We start from the raw sequence: 18,791 nt of genomic DNA on the forward strand, positions 1-18,791 counted from the left end.
AATATCAGGTGTTGACGATCTGCGCCTTCTTGCGCAGCTCATCCATGTACTTCTTTTCGTTCGGGTTTTCGCCTTCCTTGGCCTTCATCAGGTCTTCGGACTTGAACACCATTTCCGCCGCATAGTCGTCGGAAACCTGGCGCTGCTTGCAGATGGCCAGATATTCGACGCCCTTTTCGGTCACGCGTGTGCCGGTGGTGCCGCCTTCCTTGGTCTTTTCTACCAGAGCCTTCCAGTCTTCCGGCAGCTCAGGCGCCAGAATGCGGCCGAGGTCCTTGATTGCCACATCACGCATGGTCGCGGCAAAGCTCATCGCCTGGTCGCAGCCGGGATAACGTTTGCGCGAGGCTTCAGCCTCCGCCTTGCGCTTGCCAGTGATGGCGTTGCGCTTTGCTTCCGGGATAACGAAGATAACCTGCTGCAGGAAATATTCCGTGGTGACCGGTTTGTCGCCTCGCTCCTTCAGGCGGGTGACCAGATCCTGCGTTGACATCTTGCCGCGCGCGCCATAACGGGCGTTCACAAGGCGCGGCCAACTCATCTGAACGGCGATGAAGGCCTTGAAGTGGTCCGCGCCAACACCCGCCTGCGCCAGCACCTTCGTCAACTGCTCCGGCTTCATCTTGTTGTTGCCAGCAAATCGCGCGAAGGCAGCATCGACATCCTCCGTACTGACCGACATTTTGACGCGGGCGATTTCTTCGCGCTTCAGCGCTTCATCGACGAGTTGCTCACGCGCCTTTTCATTGAGGTTGCCGGACTGGCGCTGCAGCTTCAGGAAGGCGACGCGCTTGGAAATGTCGTCATTGGTGATCGGGGTCTTGTTGACGACGATCTTCACGGTGTTATCGGCAAAGGCCTGACCGGCATAAGGCACGATGGCCATGGGAACGGCGAATATCGCAAAGGCAAAAGCAGCGCCACGCAAAGCCGACTTTCCGAAATTCATCATATCCTTCTCCCTTTCGTCAGGCAGGGTCCTGTTGCCCTGTCCCGCCAATCTGTTCGTCTGGTAACAGGGATTTTGCCTTCCCCCGCCTTTCAGACCTGCACATGTGCATCCGCACCGCGAATTTGCCACGTATATATCATCGTGATCCGCAAAACGGCAATGTGTCGGTTTGTTGAAAGAAACCCGATACTGTCATGCCGGGTCGACACTGGCGCGGTGTTGCGGCAAAACCGTGACTACTACTGGTCTGATAGCAAAAAGGCAGGCCACAATGCTGTGCGGCCCGCCTTTAAACTCAGTAATTGTTCGGCTTCCAGCCAATATCCATGTCGTTCCAGTCTTCGTTCGCGGAGCCGACGCTGATATCGCCAAGGGTACGGAAGGCAAGACGGGCGTTGATGGACCAGTCATTGGCGGCCTGGCGGCTGGAGTTGACATTGCCTTCGTCGGAATAGCTGACCGTCAAGATCGTGCATTCGTCCTGATAGGCGATGCCAATCCGGCGTTCGGCGGCAAACTTGCCGTTCAGATCGTAGTTGATCGAGCCGAACAGCGACCAGTTATCGTCCATGCGCAGTGAACCGGATGCCTGGATGATATCGCGGTCTTCGTTATAGCCGTATTTCGGCTGCGCCTTGACCTGCGTATAGCTGAGCCTGCCGTTGATGCGGCGATCCGAATAGCTGATGCCCGTTTCAGACCGGTTGATTTCGAAATTGTCCTTGTCGAGACGCAGGCTCGAGGACAGCGAAAGACCGATAGGTGCATCGAATGCAGCCATGGCGACATAATCCGAACGATCGGATTCGAGGCCGGAATCGGCGCCGACATTCAGAAGATCATAGGAGGCGAAGGAATTATCGCCAGCGAGATGGAAGGACTGGCCAGCAATGGCGCGAACACCGTAACCATTGTCGAAAGTACCGTTGTAACGGAAGCCGAGATTGGCTCGTGTGCCGCCTTCGATCCGGTCGAAGCCCGAAAATTTGTCGCGCTCAAACAGGTTTGTGGCGTCGAACACAAAGGCTTGTGAGTCCTCGTTCGGGAAACGACCAGAATATTGCTCGTTCGGCCGCACGAAAATCTGCGCGATGGGCTCGATCACGTGGCTGCTGTTGAGAGCCGTGAACAGCCAGGGATAACGCACCTCAAGGCCACCGGTGACCATGCCGCGCAAGGCAGCATCGTCATGGATCATGCCTTCATAGGCATAGGATGTGCCGCCGGAGGTGAAGCTTGCCGCAGTCATGTCGGTCCACAACGCGTCGCCGCGCGCCGCAAGGATCGGCGTGATCTGAAGACCGCTATCCATCGTGATGGTGCGCTTCCATTCCGCTTCCGTGGTCCAGCGCGTGTAAGAGCCTTCCAGACCGTTGAAGCGCGGGAAGCCGCCCATCGCGTAGGAATCCTGCGTCGAACGGCTGATGCTCGTGAAGTTCGTGGTCAGCGAGAGCTCGCCGCCATAGATCGGATCCGGCAGGAAGTAACGATAGTCAACGACCGGATGAACGATCGCCTGCTTACGTTCCTTGAGCTCGGAATTATCCGTGTCCTGAACGTTGAAGTAATAACCGCGGGCGTCGAAGCTGTTACGTTCGCCAGTGCCTGTCAGATAAATCTGATTGGTCTGGACGTCGTTCTTGTAGCCTTTCAGGCTGTAGGTACGCGAAAAATTGTTATCCGACTGCACCATGGCGTCCCAGCCGAAGGCCCAGCGCGGGTTGATGCTGAAATCGCCCTTGCTGGCAACCATGCCGCGCTGATCGTTCAGCGCGTCACTCGTTCCGGCAATGAACGTATCCGAGGACTGCTGGCTGATGCCGGCGATCGTCAGCGTGTGCATGCCGGTTTCGAAACGCTGGCGCAACTCAGCCTGAAGAAGCAGGCCCTGTTTTGTGTAGTAGGTCGGTGTGACCGTGAGGTCGGACGTATCGGAAAGAACCTGGAAATAGGGGACACCGATACCGAAGCCGAGCTTGTTGGTCATGCTCATCTGCGGGAACAGGAAGCCCGACTTCCGCTTCACCGTATTGTCCGGCACCGTCAGGAACGGGATATAGGCGATCGAATGGCCGAAAAGCTGCAGACGTGCTTTTTCCAGCCGCACCGTATGGGTCTTGCCGTCCTGAATGACGCGCTCGGCCTTTACCTGCCACAGCGGCGCCTTTTCCGGGCGCTCGGCGCAGGGCAGACACGCGGTGTAGACACCGTTGTTGAGGACCATCAGGTCGCCTTCAAGGCGCTCGGCGCTTTCCCCGGCAATACGGGTATTGTCCGTGGTCTCGACGCGCAATGCGTTGACGAAGCCCTGACCGAAGTCGTCGGTCACGTCCATCTCGTCGGCATAGATCTTGTTGCCGCCCGGCTCGATCAGCTCGATGTTGCCATGGGCGACCACGCGACCGGTCTGCTGGTTATATTCCACTTGCTGGGCCACCATACGGTAGCCCGAATATTTCATGCGAACCACGCCCTTCGCGATGACGCGCTGGGAATCGCGGTTATAGGTCAGTTCATTTGCTGTAAGCAGGAGTTTCGAATCGTCTTGGCTTGCCGACGCAAGCAAACCATCCTGGCCGAAAGCGACCGGGCTGGATGCCAAATACGCGCACACAGCGGCACCTGTCAGAAGGGCCGTCCAAAGCCGCCTGATATTCCCGCGGTCAATTACCGCCACTTAGCCGTCCTCCTGATGAAGCAGAATGGTTGCCCCCAAAGCCAACGCCACGATGACTGGAACCCAGACCGCGACGGTGGGAGGGACAACACCACCACTCCCGAATGCCCTTACGAGCACGGTTACTACATAAAGCACGAAGCCGGAAACGATTCCACCCAGAATCACGGAGCGCGACTGGGCGAAGCGGCTGAACTTTAATGAAACGGTCGCGGCGATCAAGGTCATCGCAACCAGAAGCAGGGGCGTCGATAGCAGGAAATGATACTGCGTCTCAAGCGCCTTTGAAGATAGTCCAAAGGACTTTGCAACTTCGATCTTGTGAGAAAGGTCAAAGAAAGCAACGGTTTCCGTCTGTGTCATGCGCTCTTGGACGAATTCCCGTCTCAGATTGGTACTGATCTGCATGCTCTCTTGCCGAACTGGCACATGTCCGGCCCGCGTTTCAGAAACGCCGTTAAGAAGCCAGTAACCATCTTCCAATTTAGCCGACTTCGCATCCTTCCGTGAGACGATGTTTCCGTCCTTGTCGAGGTCGATGAGAACCACGTCGAGAAGCATCGTTCCGTTGTCTTCGAAGCTCTTGGCGCCGATGATCGTATCCTGGCCGCCGCTCGACTGGCGCATCCACGGAATGATCTGCTGCTGGCGTCCGCCGCCCGCTTCGTTGCGCAGACCGGCCTCCATGGCGAGCGACTTGTTCTGGCCCCACGCTGCGATGGGGTTCAGGACAGTGACCGACAGGATGCCGATGAGGACCGCGCCGAGCACGAAGGGGAGAATGAACTGCCAGGCGGAAATGCCGGCGGCGCGCGTCACGACCAGTTCGTAGCGCCGGTTGAGCGAGATCAGCGTCGTCATGCCGACGAACAGCGCAATGAATGGTATGGTCTGCTGCAGGATCAACGGCAGGCGAAGCGCTGTCAGGCCAAGCGCGGCCGGAACGGAATAGCCGGGCAGGCCGGACATGCGCCGCGCCGTTTCGCTGAAGTCGGCAAGGTAAATGATCGAGGATACGCCGATCACGAACCAGATGGCCGTGATGAGATATCGTTTCAGAAAGTACCGAGCGAGCGTGTTGAAGATCATGCGTTGCCGCTCCCCGAATTGCGCGCCAGCCGGCTGGAGAAGAGACGGCGCAACCGGCCCGCCGCATCGGTTACCATCCTCGGCATTTTCGGTTTACGGCCGGTGATCAGCACGAAGGCGGCCGCAGCACCGCTGAGGCCCGGAACGGCATAGACCAGAGGAATGAAGGCTGCGCTCTGCTTCACCTGGTTCGTGACGTAAAAACCGAGCCAGCGAAGCACGAAAGCCGTCACGAGCGCCGCGACCATCGGATGCATGCGCGCCTCGCGGTGCGAACGGGCGTCGGCGGCGATGACCAGCGATATCAGCGCAAAAGAGAAGGCGAACATCCAGTCCGACAGTCGCTTGTGCAATTCGCTGCGGAACGTCTCCGGCGAGCGCTTGTGAGCTCGCATTGTTTTCATCGGGCGAGAGAAGGAAACCGAGGCTGGCGTCGCCCGGAGAGAGCGAAGGCTCCGAATCCTGCTTTTCCGACATGGTCGAAAGGTCGAAGGCATAGGACAGGAACTTGACGATCGAGACCTTGCCGTCAGGCGTCTTCTGCTGCACCTCGCCGTCGCGCATGGTGAGCGACGTACCGCTTTCGTCGATCATGCCTTCCTTGGCATAATAAATGAGATCGAAATTCGGATCGCGGCGGTCGGCAACGAACAGTCCCTTGAGAATACGGCCCTGCCGTTGGGCAATCTGCACGTAAAGGCCGTCCTGGATGGTACGGAACGTCTTCTCCTCGATCACGGAGGAGAGAAGGTCGGCATAGGCCGCAGCCACCATCTGCCGGGCCGAACTGCGGGCAGGCGGCTCGACGAAATTGGTGATGGTGAAGGAAAGCGCGCTCAGGACGGCGGCCAGAATGAGAACCGGGCGATACATGATCGAACGCGGAGATCCGGCCGCATCGATGATCGCGAGCTCGGAATCATTGTTCATCGTCGTGAAAATCTGGGTGATGCCGATGACGAGCGCGAAAGGCAGCACGACGGGAATGAGCGTCGGCAGGATCATCGTCGCGAGCGCCATGAAGGAACCCATCGACTGGCCCGTATCGGTCACGAGATTGATTCTCTGGAGAACCTGGATGGTCCAGATGATGGCCAGCACCGGCAACAGCGCGACCAGAAACATCTGCGTTGTCCGCCGCAGGATATAGTTCTCGAGAAGCTTCATACGGCCCTGTTCGACATTGTTTTTCCCTGCGATCGCTCGCCGAGTTTCCGCCTATCTAATCGCATCGTTTGCAATTGGCTATTCCGGCAGGCTCACAAATATGTTTTGCGCGACAATTTTTCCGCCGCCTGTGTCTTTTTGTGGAACAAGCTGTCGGTTTCATGACGTGAGTTCGCATTCACTAAAAATGCATTTCCTTTAACGGCTGTGGGGCTTTAAAGAATGCGGGGTTGCGCCCGGGGCCGAAAAGGCCATGATCATGCGCATCGTGCAAGTCGTAGAAGAAGAGCAGGAAAACATGTCCGCCAAATTTGATATATCTTTCGCCAATTCCGCCTCGCTGGAAAATGCCCTGGCCGTGATGCTGCAGGCCTCGGGTGATGCGAAGGCCGTCGCCGGTGCTTCCGAAGCCGATCCGGGTGGTGTGATCGAAAGGGCGGCGAAGATCGCGGGGTTTTCCGCAAAATCCATGACGACGCTCGATGTTATCGCGCCGCAGGGTTCCGCTGCCGACCGGCTGCTCGTCATCGGAATCGGAAAGCCGTCGAAGCTGGTCGCCCATGACTGGCTGCGTGCCGGCGGTACGGCGGCTGCCCATTTCAAGAAGGCGGACAAGGTCGTTGTCTATCTCGATGCGCCGGGCGTAGAGGTTGGCGCTCAGGCGGCGGCGGATTTCGCGCTTGGTCTTCTGCTGCGCGCCTACAGCTTCGATGCTTACAAGACCAAGAAAAAGTCCGAGGACGAAAAGACGCCGAAGAAGGTGGAGATCATCATCGTCACGGCCGCCCATCAGGAAGCGGAAAAGGCTTTTGCCGTCTCCGAGGCGGTTGCGGGCGGCGTTATACTGGCGCGCGATCTCGTCAACCTCCCTCCGAACGTTCTCGGCCCGGTCGAATTCGCCGAAAAGGCGGAAGAGTTGCGCAAGCTCGGCGTCGAGGTGGAGGTCCTTGGCGAAAAGGAACTGAAGAAGCTTGGCATGAATGCCCTTCTCGGCGTGGCGCAGGGTTCGGCCCGTCCGCCGCGGCTTGCGGTCATGCAATGGAACGGCGGCTCCAAAAAGGATGAACCCGTTGCCTTTGTCGGCAAGGGGGTCGTTTTCGATACCGGCGGCATTTCGCTGAAGCCCGGCCTCAACATGGAAGACATGAAGGGTGACATGGGTGGTGCTGCAGCCGTAACCGGCTTGATGCATGCGCTTGCGGCCCGCAAGGCCAAGGCAAACGTTATCGGTGTCATCGGCCTTGTCGAGAACATGCCTGATGGCAACGCCCAGCGCCCCGGCGACATCGTGACTTCCATGTCCGGCCAGACCATCGAGATCATCAATACCGACGCCGAAGGACGGCTGGTTCTGGCCGATGCGCTCTGGTACACCAAGGAGCGTTTCAATCCGAAATTCATGATCAATCTCGCAACACTGACGGGCGCGATCACCGTGGCGCTCGGCAATCTGCAGGCCGGATTGTTCTCCAACGACGATGAACTGGCAACGCGGCTTTCGCAGGCCGGCGAGGTGACGGCTGAAAAACTGTGGCGCATGCCGCTCCACAAGGATTACGACAAGATCATCGATTCCAAATTTGCCGACATGAAGAACAGCTCGGGCCGCCTGGCGGGCTCCGTCACCGCTGCGCAGTTCCTCAAGCGCTTCGTGGGTGAAACACCGTGGGCGCATCTCGATATCGCCGGGACAGCCATGGGCTCGCCGCTGACCGAGATCAACCAGTCCTGGGGATCGGGTTACGGCGTGCGTCTTCTGAACGAACTCGTTCGCGCCCATTACGAAGATTGAGACGAGCGGAGCGGCACGCCAGCGCATGACTGAAATTCTGTTCTATCACCTGACGGAATCGAAGCTGGAGGACGCGCTGCCGCCCTTGCTCGAGAAATCGCTGGAACGCGGCTGGAAGGTCGCGGTCCAGACAGTGGGCGAGGAGCGCCGGGACTTCCTCGACACGCATCTCTGGACGTTCCGCGACGACAGCTTCCTTCCGCACGCCACCGACACTTCGCCAGTACCGCAAAACCAGCCGATTCTCCTGACGGCATCGGACGGGAACGCCAACGCCGCGAGTGTTCGTTTTCTCGTCGATGGCGCCGAGCCCCCGGCAGTGGAGGCTTATGAACGCATCGTCTTCATGTTCGACGGATACGATGCCTACCAAACCGAAATGGCGCGAAACCACTGGAAAAGGCTGAAAACGGAGGGGCATTCGCTGACCTACTGGCAGCAATCGCCGGAAGGGCGCTGGCAGAAAAAGGCATGACCCGTCCCCCGTCTGACTACCTTTGCAACGGGAAAATGGCCGGTAAGAAATCGCATGTGGTGTCGCCCGTGGCGGTTGTTTTATGAACGCATGCAACATGTACGCTTTCAGACGCGTTATCAGCAGACAGAGGGGATATGCGATGGGACAGATGATGCCACGACCGGATCTGGAGCTGGAACGACTGGTAGCAGTGCGGTCCGTTGTGGCTTTCAAGAATGCGGAAACCGCTGAATTGAAGGCGATCTCGCAACTGGCGCAGGGCGTATTCGGGGTGGCACGCGCGGCCGTGCATATTCTGGATGAGGACTGGCTCCACATTGCCGAGCAGGCAGGGCTGCAGTTCCAGGAATGCCCCCGTGACATTGCGATCTGCGACCGTGTGGTCGTCACGCAGAATATTCTGACTGTTACGGATCTGAGCGCTCATCCTGAATTCGGCTCTTTGCCTTATGTAAAGGGCGCGCCCGACCTGCGGTCCTACGCAGGCGCCCCGATCGAACTCGAACCGGGTCTGGTGGTCGGGACTTTTTGTCTGCTCGACCCGCACGTTCGGGAGTACACCGCTGCGGAGGTCGATAATCTCCAGTATTTTGCGACACTCGCGGGCGCGCTTTTGAGATTGCAGAAAGCGAACTTCACCATGAGCCTTGCCGCCCGGGAACTGCGCGATGCGGCCATGACTGATCCGCTTACGGGCTTTTATAATCGCAAGGCTCTGGACGCGATCGTTGATCTGGAACTTGGCGCCGCGCTTTGCGAGAAGGACACTTTCGGTGTTCTCTATCTCGATCTCGACGGCTTCAAGACCATCAATGACACGCTTGGCCATGCGGCAGGAGACAGGGTGCTGGTCGAGGCATCCACCCGAATCCGCGATGCTGTAAGAGAAGATGACGTGGTGGTGCGCATGGGGGGCGACGAATTCGCAATATTCGTGCCGCGTCCGGATTCATCCATGCTCATCAGTGGCCTTGCGGAAAAACTGCTCCACGCGTTTCGGCAACCGTTTCATGTAGAGGGTGAGAGCGTGCTTGCGCGCCTCAGCATCGGCGGCGCCATCGCGCCGCAGGCGGGCGCGGATCGCGCGACGCTGCTGCGGAGCGTCGATGAAGCCCTGTATCAGGCCAAAAAATCGGGGCGCGACCGGTTTGTCAGCCGCGCCCTCTGAAAGATTGCCTTGAGAAGCGTTTCGCTGCTCAGTCGTAGAAAGAATCCACGAATTTGTGGCGGCCGAGCAGGAAAGCATCGGCCACATGGGTCAGCGGCGCAAGATCGACGTCCGAGCGGCCTGACTTGATGATCTCGGCGAAGCGCTCGTAAAGGGCCGGATATTCCCGTTCCGGCTGGGATAGTTTTTCCTCACCATTGATCGAAAGCTTCGCCCCGCCTTCCGAAAGCACCATCCGCCCCGCGGCGGTCTCGGCCACGATGTCCCAGCTCTGCTTGCCGGTCTGACGCCAGTCGAACTCGGCATGGACGGGCATTTTTGTCACGTCCGAGAAATGCAGGTCGGCCGCGATCGGCGCGTCGCGGTTTTCCGGGAATTCAAGCGTCGCCCTGGTCAGGAACAGCGCGCGCGGCAGGATATGGGTGATGATGGAAAGCGCATTGATGCCGGGATCGAACACGCCGAGACCACCCGCCTGCCAGATCCATTCCTGGTTCGGATGCCAGTGGCGCACATCTTCTTTCCAGATCACATGAACGCTGTTGATCGTCGTGGAGGCTAGAAACGCCTTGGCAGCCTCGACGCCAGGTGCATAACGCGAATGCCAGCTTGCAAACAGTGACAGGCCTTTAGAATCCGCGAGGCGGACAAGATCCTGTACCTCCGAAAGCGTCGCGCCCGGCGGCTTTTCGAGGAAGACGTGCTTGCCGGCATTCAGTGCCGCATAGGCTGCCTCATAACGATATTGCGGCGGCATGCACAGAGAGACGGCGTTGATATCGGGTACGGCCTCGAGCATCGCCTCGATGGTGCCGTAGGATGCGACGCCATCCACCGTGCCATGGCGGCTTGCGGTGCAGATCAATTCAAAATCCGGATTGCCTGCAATGGCGGGAAGATGCTGGTCGCGAACGATTTTTCCGACGCCGACGATGGCAAGCTTGGTGGCTGACATGAAGTGGAACCCGTGTGTGAGTGCTGCCTAAGATAAAGTGTGATTTTTACAGGTTTTTAGCAGAAACGCCCGCAGGAGCAAGGTGATCGTTTCGGCGCGACGCGTCTTTTCCAGCCGATGACTTCACGGAAACTTTCGATACACATTATCGATCGTGTAATGGTTGATCATGAAAATATTTCTTTGTAATTTTCAGTGATGTTTTCGATGGCCGGGCTGTCTTAATCCAATTTTTTAGGTATATTCTCATTTTGTTAGAGTTTTATTTATTTTTAACTTGAGTATATTTTAAAGAGCGGGTCGTGGTGGTTTTATTCAAGGCTGACCGTCTGTCTGGCTTCGTTCAGAAAGTCAACGAAAGCAGCCGGCAATTCAATACATACGGATTGATCTTCGGCATCATCCTCTACAATCTCTACGTATTCGTGGACATCAGTCTGGTGCCGGAAATCATCTGGCTGGATCTGACAGTCCGCCTGATGATCATCACACCGCTTCTCTTTCTTTTCCCCGCCCGATATTATGCGATCAGGATGCGGCCGGACGGCGTGGCGCATGAGGTCCTGCACGGGCTGGGTTGCATGTTGGTCGTCGCCTCGATCATGTTCATCTATGCCAATGCGCAAACCTCGTCGGCGAGCGAATATTACGTGGGTATCGTCACCGTCGTCCTTTATATGAATACGATACATCGCAAACCGTTTCCGCTTGCGGTCATGGGCACGGTTGGCTGCATGGCGGTTTTCATCGTCGGCATGGAATATGTCACGGTCACGAGCGAGGTGGCCAAGCTACCGGCCATCATGTGTTCCGCTGGCATCAGCGCCGTCTCGCTGTTTGCGGCCTACCGCATCGAGCAGGTGGAAAGAAAGGACTATCTGGCCTCTCTGCGGGAGAAGACCCTGCTGCAGCGGATTCAAAGTGCAAATCACGAGCTTCAGCAGCTTTCCAATACCGACCAGCTCACCGGAATTCGCAATCGCCGCAGCTTCGAGGAGGCGGCGAACGAGGCATCGGTCGGTAGCGGCCGGCCGCGGGCGCTCATCCTTCTCGATGTCGATTATTTCAAGAACTACAATGACGCAGAAGGCCACGTCGCCGGCGATGACTGCCTCCGCAGGATTGCCGGCAGGCTGCGTGGCGCCCTGCGCAGGGACGATGGCGACAGAAGTTTCATAGCCCGTTACGGTGGGGAAGAATTTGTCGTTCTGCTTGCCGATTGTACCGCTTCCGCTGCGCTTGCCATTGGCGAAAGACTGAGACTGGCCGTAATCGACGAGGCCATCCCCCATCTCAACCGTCCCGACAGACAGAAAATCGTCACCGTCAGCCTCGGCATTGCCGTTTCCGGCGACGGCAGGGAAATCATATACGAGATGGTGAACCGGGCCGATATGGCGCTTTACGAGGCAAAGCGCCAGGGCCGCGACCGGCTGGTGCTGGCCTCCGGGCATATGGGAATGCCGGCGGAGCTGTACGGGGTCGAGGCCATGATGTCCGGATAGGGCTGATGGCTTGGCGGCGCCATAAATTTTGCCCCGCGCAAGCGGGATTGTTGAAGACCGGCCACCGGAATTCCGGGGCAAGAACATATAATAATCGGGGAATGCAGATGATGGAATTGATCGCCGCACAAGCGGCAGCGTCCGCTGCCGAACTTCCATTCCTGCTGCTTCAGGCGGCCGCGGTGGTTGGCATGGTGTCCGTGCTGATCCTTCTGCGGCGGAACATCGCCCTCGAGGATCCCCGCTATAAAATCTACTATGGCCTCGTCTTCGGAATGACAGGTTTTCTGCTGACGCTGCTTGTTTCCGAATTCATCAAGCTGCCCTCCAAGCCTTACATCCGCTCCGATCTGCTGTTTCTCGCGGGGGTGCTGGGCTCATGGCAGGGCGGGCTTATCAGCCTGTCCCTCGTCGCAGCCGGGCGTTTCGTGTTCGGCGGCCCCGTGTTGTTTTTTGCGGCTCTGCAGGACATGGTCGTCATTTCGGCCTGCGGCATCATCATGTATGGCTGGATGCGCGACCGACGCCTTGCCGATCTGGGAACTCGGGATATTCTCACCGTCTTCGCCGTCAGATTCATGGCCGCGCTGCTTGCCATCACAATCTCCTTCGTGTTTGGTCTGATCGACCAGACGCTGTTCTTGAGCGCAATAGGCCGCCGAACGCTGGGAGCTGTCGCCGTTGGCCTGCCGATGATCGTCTGCCTGTTCATCCTGCTGCGCAGCGAGGCGCGCGCGCGCGACGAGGCAAAGAAACGCGAGGTGGCGGCGCGGACGGATTCATTGACCGGACTGCCCAACAGGCGCGCCCTCAAGGACCATATGGAAACGGTCATGCGGCAGGAGCCGGCCGTTTCGCACGCCCTCGTTCTGATCGAGATCGTCAATATTGCCGATGTCGCCGCCTGCGAGGGGGAGGACTGGAGCGATATTTTCTGGCCCAGGCTGGCGCGGGAAATCTGCGATGGGGAATACGGCCTGCTGTGCAGCGCCCATGCACCTTGCAGCTTCATGTTCGGTGATACGACACTTGCAGTTGTCATGCGGGAGATTTCGCTGGAGAAGTCCGAAGGTACGAAACTCATGATGCATCTGCATGAGGGGTTGAGCACCTTTTGCCGCTCGGCGGAAGCGGGGCCGGTACCGCATCTCAAAATAGGCGCTGCAAGTCTGGACAGGCTTTCCCGGCAGAACGTGGCCTCGTTCTTCAGACATCTCAGCCTGGCGCTCAAGGGAAGCGATCATCCCGTGCAGATTTTCCCCTTTTCCTTTGCCGAGAAGGCGACACGGGACGAGACGGTGCGGCAGATGCTCGTCAACTGGATCAAATCCGGCAGGCCGCCCATTTGCTATCAGCCGAAATTCGAAATGCGCAATCGCCGCATGATCGGTGCTGAGGCGCTGCTGCGCGCGGTCGATGCGCGGGGGCAGGCGCTTTCGCCCTATTATGTGCTGGAGATCGCCGAACGTCATCGGTTGCTGGCGGAATTCGAATGGTCGACGATCGAAGCCGTGGTGCACGACCTTCGTGATCTGCATGATCTCGATGCGGATTTTCATCTCGCGGTAAATATTTCCGCTTCGTCCTTTGCAACCGTGCACTTTGCTGACCGGGTCGTGGCGCTGCTGCAGGAAATGGCGGTGCCGGCGCACCGCCTGGCGATCGAAGTGACGGAGATGAGCAGGATTCCGACCAACGACGTCGTGCAGCAGAATTTCGATGCGCTGTTCGCCGCCGGCGTGCGACTGGCGCTCGATGATTTCGGGACCGGTTATGCCGCGCTCACTTTGCTGGCGCGGTTCCCGTTTGAAGAGGTCAAGATCGATCACTGGATGACGTCGAGGCTGGATCAATCGCGGTTCCGGGAGGCCATTGCGCTCGCCTTCGAGAGCGCGGAGCGTTATGGCGCTAAGCTGGTGACGGAAGGTATAGAAACCGAGGAGCAGAGCAGGCTTCTCATGCAGATGGGCATTCGCTTCGGGCAGGGTTATCTTTATTCCCCCGCCGTGCCGCTCGCACGGCTGCAGTCCCGCAGGGCGTGTGCCTAGCGCCAAGGGCACCGCTCACATCTTCCCGCGCCAATGATGGATCAGCAGTAAATTCGGCTGGGGCCGGATTGAATGTTTTCACTGTCTGTGCTGAGAAAAGTCACCTGTTGAACGAATGTCATGATCCGCTCGGTCGGTCATGCGGGCGAGCCGATGCTTGAAAAAAACGATGCATGGAACGACATGCCCGGAACGCCGGTCGAGCGCCGACCGAACGAAGCGGCCAGGGGCGCTGCTGCGGCCGGCCGCTCACTTGATGCCACCGCCCATTCCCTTTCAGGCAGCCGGCGCATGGCGCACGCGCCATGGCCGCTGACGGGGCGGCCGTTTCTCAAGTTGTTTCTGGTCTGGGCCCTGCTTATGGCAGCCGTCGTGTCCGCACTGGCGGCTTATCAATATGTCAGCCTGCTCGGCGAATTGGCACGGCAGAGCGATGCATTGCAGGCTGAGGCATCCCGCCGGGCCGATCAGCATGATGCCCATGTGACGGCGCTTTCGGCGGTGGCGCAGGCGCAGCAGGGGGCGGATTATCGCCTCTTGCTCGATGTCGCGGCACCCATTCTGCAATTTTACCCGCGTATTGACGAGGTCCAGCTGGTTTCCCTCAACGAGGCGGGGCCTGTTGTCGGCACACGGCCGCTGGAGAGCGAGCTGGCAGCTACGATCCGCGAGGCGGCATCGGTCTTTACCGGCCGGCCGGCTCTGGTGGCGAGCGATCTCAGACCCGGCCATTACATGATCGTCAAGCGCAGCCCCAATAGCGGGTCGGCCTCGAAGGTGCTGGTGCTTGCCGTCGATGCCGGGCGGCTTCTCGCGTCCGACGCTGCGTTCTGGTCGGAAAAACAGGCGGTGATCCGTCTTAAAATGCCTGGCGGGACAGTCCTTCTCGGCCCACCCACGATGCCGGAAGCGCCGCAATATGTCCGGCAGCTCAGCAGCGCCAGCCAGCCTCTGACGCTGGAAGTCGCGCTCGCAATCACCTGGTGGGACCTTTTGCCCGGCCGCGCCCTGCTGGCGGGCGTGGCTGGCGCAAGCGTCGTTTTCTTGCTCTGTATCGTCATGACAAGACAGAGGACGCGCATGCGCGCCGCCGAAAGACGGGCCGAACTGAGCGGCATGGAAGCGAGACTGACCCACGCCTCGCGGGTTAACGCTCTCGGAGAAATGGCGAGCGGCCTTGCCCACGAGCTTACGCAGCCCCTGACGGCGATATTGGCGCAGGCGCAGGCGGGGAGGCGGCTGCTTGCCCGTCAGAATGTCACGGCTCTTTCCGGCGCTCTCGACGATATGATCGATCAGGCGCGGTGCGCCGCGAATATGCTCGACCGGTTCCGCAACTGGTCGCTGCCGCACCGCCAGCCGGTCGAGGCGCATGACCTGCGCGCCGCCCTGCGCAATGTCGATGCGCTGCTTGCCGGCGAAGCGGCCCGGCATGAGGCCAGCATTGATATCGCGATGCCGGAAGTGCCGCTTCCGGTGCGGGTCGATCCCGTCGAAATAGAACAGGTCATGTTCAATTTGCTGCGCAACGCGCTTGACGCACTCACTGCCATTGAAGGCAGACGTGCGATCACGGCAAGATTGAGCCGGAACGGTGATTTCGCCGTTCTCGATGTTGCCGATAACGGCCCCGGCGTAGCGCCCGAGCTGCGCGACCGGTTGTTCACACCTTTCACCACCACGAAAAACAACGGAATGGGGCTGGGGCTTGCCCTCAGCCAGAGGCTGGTGGAACGCGCCAGCGGTGAAATCCGATACGTCGCGAGTGAGAATGGTGCCCATTTCCGGGTTGTCCTCCCGCTTGCACCGGAGGCACGGGACCCATGACGCTGCCCGTCTATCTGGTTGATGACGATGACGCCGTGCGCAAGGCGCTCATCCTGCTTCTCTCCACCGTCGGCATAAAGGCGAAGGGCTTTGCTGATCCCGTGGCGTTTCTCAGCCAGCTTGCCGCCCTCGAGCCGGGCTGCCTGATCCTCGATATTCGCATGCCCGCCATAACCGGATTGAAATTGCAGGAGAAACTGACGGAAGAGGGGATAGACTGGCCGGTCATCATCATTTCCGGTCACGGCAACATCGAAGCCTGCCGCCGAGCCTTCCACAATGGGGCGGTGGATTTTCTCTCCAAGCCGGTCGACGAACAGGATCTCATTGAGGCGATCCAGAAAGCGCACCGGATATTGGCCCGCACGCTTGACGCAAAAGCGCTGCAGGCGGAGAATTTGGCCCTCCTGTCACTGCTGACCGCGCGGGAGCGGGAGATACTTGAACGCATCGCGCTCGGTTTTACCTCGCGCCAGATCGCAGACGGACTTGGTCTGTCGCCGCGCACGGTAGACAGCCATCGCGCCGCCATTGGCCTGAAGCTCGGCACAACCTCGCAGGCGGAAATGACAAGACTTTGGCTGGAAGCGGGTGCGGATCGGTAGAACTACCGAGCAGCCGGGAAGTCTTACGGATTCGCGGCTCAACGCCATCCGCTTAAACTGCAGTCCTCATCAAGCAAGAGGACCTTTTCATGATCCGCAACCTTCTCGTTGTTTCCACTCTGCTCGCTCCTTCGGTCGCCCTGGCGCAGACGCTGCCGACCGCACCTTACCTGCCACTCGAATTGGCGGAAAAGGCGGCCAGTGCAGCACTTCAGGCCTGCTCGGCCAAGGGCAACGCTGTCACCGTTGCCATCGTCGCCCGCGACGGCGCCGTAAAGACGGTCCTGAAAGCAGATGGTTCAGGTCCGCACACGGTCTCCAGCGCCACCGGCAAGGCATTCGCTGCCGCATCGCTCGGCCGTGATATTGGCGAGATTGCCGAATTCATCGCATCCAAGCCCGCCAATGATGGCCTCCGCAACATGGATGAGCGCATGGTCATTCAGGCAGGCGGGCTGCCGATCAAGATCGGCGACGCGCTCGTCGGCGGTATTGGCGTTGGAGGCGCGCCGTCGGGCGCAATCGATGCCGAATGTGCGCGTGAAGGTCTCAATACGATCGGCGCGAAGTAAGTTTCATCAATGCGATACGGCGGCTTCGCAAGAGGCCGCCGCTCCTGTGCCGTTGCGCATCAGCCGGCCATTGCTTCCTCGTATTCACTGGAAAGCATCAGCCATTGCTCTTCCGCATCCGATAGCCTGGCAGCGGCTTCGCCACGCTCCTTGACTTTCTGAGCGGCTTTGGCAGGGGCTTTTTCATATAGTGCCGGGTCGGCCAGTTCGGTGTCGAGCGTCTGAATCAGTTTCTCAAGCTTTGCCGTCAGGGATTCGATTTCGTTGATCTTTTTCTTCAACGGCGCGAGTTGGGCACGCTTTTCCGCGCTTGCCTTGCGCTGATCGGCCTTGGAAGCCTGATCGGCAACGGTGTCGCTCTTGTCGTCCTTCTTTTTACCGGAGGAAACGACGAGATCGCGATATTCCTCCATGTCGCCTTCGAAGGTCTTCACCGTCCCGTCGGCCACCAACCACAGCCGGTCAACGGTCGCCTCAATAAGATGGCGGTCGTGGGAAATGAGGATCACCGCGCCATTATAATCATTCAGCGCCTCGATCAGCGCCCGGCGGCTGTCGATATCGAGATGGTTGGTCGGTTCGTCGAGGATCAAGAGGTTGGGTGCGTGGAAGGCCGCAAGGCCCATCAGCAGGCGAGCCTTTTCGCCACCGGAAAGGTCTTTGGCAGCCGTCGCCATCTTTTCCGTCGCAAGCCCCATCTGCGCCACGCGTGACCGCACCTGCGCCTCCGGTGCCAGCGGCATCAGCTTGCGCACATGTTCGACCGGAGTTTCATCCGGCACCAGATCGTCGAGCTGATGCTGCGCGAAAAAGCCGATCTTGAGGCCGGGCGCGACGCGAAGATCACCCGCCTGCGGGGCGAGACGGCCGGAAATGAACTTCGCAAAAGTGGATTTGCCGTTGCCGTTGGAGCCGAGCAGCGCAATGCGGTCGTCATTGTCGACACGCAGGTTGAGGTGTTTCAGAATGGACTTGCCCGGTTCATAGCCGACCGCGCCGCCATTGATGGCAACGATCGGCGAGGCCGGCTGTTTTTCCGGCTCGGGAAACGTGATCGGCTGCACGTGATCTTCGATCACGGCGGCGACGGTGCCCATGCGCTCCAGGGCCTTGATGCGGCTCTGCGCCTGACGGGCCTTGGTGGCCTTGGCGCGGAAACGGTCGATGAAGCTCTGCAGGTGCTTGCGCGCGGCGTCGTTTTTCGCCTTGGCTTTCATCTGCAATTCGTCGGCCTCGGCCTTCTGCCGCTCGAACTGATCGTAGCCGCCGCGATAAAAGGCCAGCTTCTTCTGGTCGAGATGCACGATGGAATTGACGGCGTTGTTCAGCAGATCGCGATCATGGCTGATGATGATGACGGTGTGCGGATAGCGGCGGATATATTCTTCCAGCCACAGCGTGCCCTCAAGGTCGAGATAGTTGGTCGGCTCATCGAGCAGCAGCAGATCGGGTTCGGCAAACAGCACCGAGGCGAGCGCCACACGCATGCGCCAGCCGCCTGAAAAGGAGGAGGCGGGGCGGAGCTGCGCTTCATGATCGAAACCGAGACCGGCAAGAATGCTCGATGCACGCGCTTCCGCCGAATGGGCATCGATATCGACAAGCCGCATCTGGATCTCTGCGATACGATGCGGATCGGTTGCGGTCTCCGCCTCCGCCAAAAGCGCGCTGCGCTCCTTGTCAGCGGAAAGCACGATGGAGATGAGAGATTCCTCCGTGCCCGGCGCTTCCTGCGCCACCTGGCCGATGCGGGCCTGTTTCGGAATGGTCACCGAACCGCCCTCTGCCGCGAGATCGCCGGTGATGATGCGGAAAAGGGTGGATTTGCCGGCACCGTTGCGGCCAACGAGGCCCGCCTTCACACCGGCGGGAAGTGTCACGCTGGCGTGGTCAAGGAGCAGACGCCCGGCGATGCGGGCCGAAAGATCGGTAATCGTAATCATGGCGTCGTTTTGG

General features: G+C 59.2%; 13 protein-coding genes and 1 pseudogene. 8 read left to right on the forward strand and 6 right to left on the reverse strand.

Annotation, left to right across the window (positions count from 1 at the left end):
• Positions 1 to 4: 4 nt before the first annotated feature.
• The 4 genes and pseudogenes from QE453_RS14455 to QE453_RS14470 all read right to left on the reverse strand — a co-directional run bounded on the left by QE453_RS14455 (position 5) and on the right by QE453_RS14470 (position 5,885).
• Positions 5 to 952 carry a peptidylprolyl isomerase gene (locus QE453_RS14455; RefSeq protein ID WP_006700162.1) on the reverse strand — a complete coding sequence of 316 codons (948 nt, stop codon included), beginning with the start codon at positions 950 to 952 and terminating at the stop codon, positions 5 to 7.
• 295 nt (positions 953 to 1,247) lie between these two features.
• Positions 1,248 to 3,629, reverse strand: coding sequence for an LPS-assembly protein LptD (locus QE453_RS14460; RefSeq protein WP_045534209.1), 2,382 nt, complete (start codon positions 3,627 to 3,629; stop codon positions 1,248 to 1,250).
• Complete coding sequence (gene lptG / locus QE453_RS14465) at positions 3,630 to 4,718, reverse strand: LPS export ABC transporter permease LptG (RefSeq protein ID WP_004441073.1); 1,089 nt, start codon at positions 4,716 to 4,718, stop codon at positions 3,630 to 3,632. It lies immediately after the preceding gene.
• A pseudogene (locus tag QE453_RS14470) lies at positions 4,715 to 5,885 on the reverse strand (LptF/LptG family permease). Before QE453_RS14470 ends, lptG begins: the two are co-directional and overlap by 4 nt.
• A gap of 298 nt (positions 5,886 to 6,183) precedes the next feature.
• Here QE453_RS14470 and QE453_RS14475 point away from each other — a divergent pair.
• From QE453_RS14475 to QE453_RS14485, 3 genes are all read left to right on the forward strand, one after another.
• Positions 6,184 to 7,677: a leucyl aminopeptidase gene (locus QE453_RS14475; protein WP_045534274.1), complete on the forward strand. Its 1,494-nt coding sequence runs from the start codon at positions 6,184 to 6,186 to the stop codon at positions 7,675 to 7,677.
• Positions 7,678 to 7,702: 25 nt separating this feature from the next.
• Positions 7,703 to 8,152, forward strand: a complete 450-nt coding sequence (locus QE453_RS14480) for a DNA polymerase III subunit chi (protein ID WP_004441079.1) — start codon at positions 7,703 to 7,705, stop codon at positions 8,150 to 8,152.
• A gap of 142 nt (positions 8,153 to 8,294) precedes the next feature.
• The gene (locus QE453_RS14485; RefSeq protein ID WP_004441080.1) at positions 8,295 to 9,323 is read left to right on the forward strand and encodes a diguanylate cyclase; all 1,029 of its coding nucleotides are present in this window, start codon (positions 8,295 to 8,297) and stop codon (positions 9,321 to 9,323) included.
• Positions 9,324 to 9,351: 28 nt separating this feature from the next.
• On the opposite strand, the gene QE453_RS14490 is transcribed toward QE453_RS14485, so the two are convergent.
• Entirely contained in the window at positions 9,352 to 10,278 is a 927-nt protein-coding gene (locus tag QE453_RS14490) for a Gfo/Idh/MocA family protein (protein ID WP_004441083.1), read from the reverse strand.
• A gap of 302 nt (positions 10,279 to 10,580) precedes the next feature.
• Between QE453_RS14490 and QE453_RS14495 the strand changes: the two genes are divergently transcribed.
• From QE453_RS14495 to QE453_RS14515, 5 genes are all read left to right on the forward strand, one after another.
• Complete coding sequence (locus QE453_RS14495; protein ID WP_309777333.1) at positions 10,581 to 11,783, forward strand: GGDEF domain-containing protein; 1,203 nt, start codon at positions 10,581 to 10,583, stop codon at positions 11,781 to 11,783.
• Positions 11,784 to 11,890: 107 nt separating this feature from the next.
• Complete coding sequence (locus QE453_RS14500; protein ID WP_278067344.1) at positions 11,891 to 13,831, forward strand: GGDEF domain-containing phosphodiesterase; 1,941 nt, start codon at positions 11,891 to 11,893, stop codon at positions 13,829 to 13,831.
• A gap of 120 nt (positions 13,832 to 13,951) precedes the next feature.
• Positions 13,952 to 15,658, forward strand: coding sequence for an ATP-binding protein (locus tag QE453_RS14505; protein WP_309777334.1), 1,707 nt, complete (start codon positions 13,952 to 13,954; stop codon positions 15,656 to 15,658).
• A complete protein-coding gene (locus tag QE453_RS14510) occupies positions 15,655 to 16,263 on the forward strand; it encodes a response regulator transcription factor (RefSeq protein WP_309777335.1) in 609 nt (202 codons plus the stop codon). The genes QE453_RS14505 and QE453_RS14510 overlap by 4 nt, the downstream gene beginning before the upstream one ends.
• 89 nt (positions 16,264 to 16,352) lie before the next feature.
• Positions 16,353 to 16,835 carry a heme-binding protein gene (locus QE453_RS14515; protein ID WP_004441094.1) on the forward strand — a complete coding sequence of 161 codons (483 nt, stop codon included), beginning with the start codon at positions 16,353 to 16,355 and terminating at the stop codon, positions 16,833 to 16,835.
• Positions 16,836 to 16,894: 59 nt separating this feature from the next.
• Here QE453_RS14515 and QE453_RS14520 read toward each other — a convergent pair whose 3' ends face one another.
• Positions 16,895 to 18,778, reverse strand: a complete 1,884-nt coding sequence (locus QE453_RS14520) for an ABC-F family ATP-binding cassette domain-containing protein (protein WP_309777336.1) — start codon at positions 18,776 to 18,778, stop codon at positions 16,895 to 16,897.
• Positions 18,779 to 18,791 lie beyond the last annotated feature (13 nt).

Origin of the sequence: Agrobacterium sp. SORGH_AS_0440 (genome assembly GCF_031453135.1) — a bacterium.
In the GTDB taxonomy this organism is placed as follows: domain Bacteria; phylum Pseudomonadota; class Alphaproteobacteria; order Rhizobiales; family Rhizobiaceae; genus Agrobacterium; species Agrobacterium pusense.

What these genes read in the sequence shown, in the direction of transcription:
- QE453_RS14455 (WP_006700162.1), bottom strand. Translation starts at nt 952, where the DNA reads ATGATGAATTTCGGAAAGTCGGCTTTGCGTGGCGCTGCTTTTGCCTTT.
- lptG (WP_004441073.1), bottom strand. Translation starts at nt 4,718, where the DNA reads ATGATCTTCAACACGCTCGCTCGGTACTTTCTGAAACGATATCTCATC.
- QE453_RS14475 (WP_045534274.1), top strand. Translation starts at nt 6,184, where the DNA reads ATGTCCGCCAAATTTGATATATCTTTCGCCAATTCCGCCTCGCTGGAA.
- QE453_RS14480 (WP_004441079.1), top strand. Translation starts at nt 7,703, where the DNA reads ATGACTGAAATTCTGTTCTATCACCTGACGGAATCGAAGCTGGAGGAC.
- QE453_RS14485 (WP_004441080.1), top strand. Translation starts at nt 8,295, where the DNA reads ATGGGACAGATGATGCCACGACCGGATCTGGAGCTGGAACGACTGGTA.
- QE453_RS14490 (WP_004441083.1), bottom strand. Translation starts at nt 10,278, where the DNA reads ATGTCAGCCACCAAGCTTGCCATCGTCGGCGTCGGAAAAATCGTTCGC.
- QE453_RS14500 (WP_278067344.1), top strand. Translation starts at nt 11,891, where the DNA reads ATGATGGAATTGATCGCCGCACAAGCGGCAGCGTCCGCTGCCGAACTT.
- QE453_RS14505 (WP_309777334.1), top strand. Translation starts at nt 13,952, where the DNA reads ATGATCCGCTCGGTCGGTCATGCGGGCGAGCCGATGCTTGAAAAAAAC.
- QE453_RS14510 (WP_309777335.1), top strand. Translation starts at nt 15,655, where the DNA reads ATGACGCTGCCCGTCTATCTGGTTGATGACGATGACGCCGTGCGCAAG.
- QE453_RS14515 (WP_004441094.1), top strand. Translation starts at nt 16,353, where the DNA reads ATGATCCGCAACCTTCTCGTTGTTTCCACTCTGCTCGCTCCTTCGGTC.
- QE453_RS14520 (WP_309777336.1), bottom strand. Translation starts at nt 18,778, where the DNA reads ATGATTACGATTACCGATCTTTCGGCCCGCATCGCCGGGCGTCTGCTC.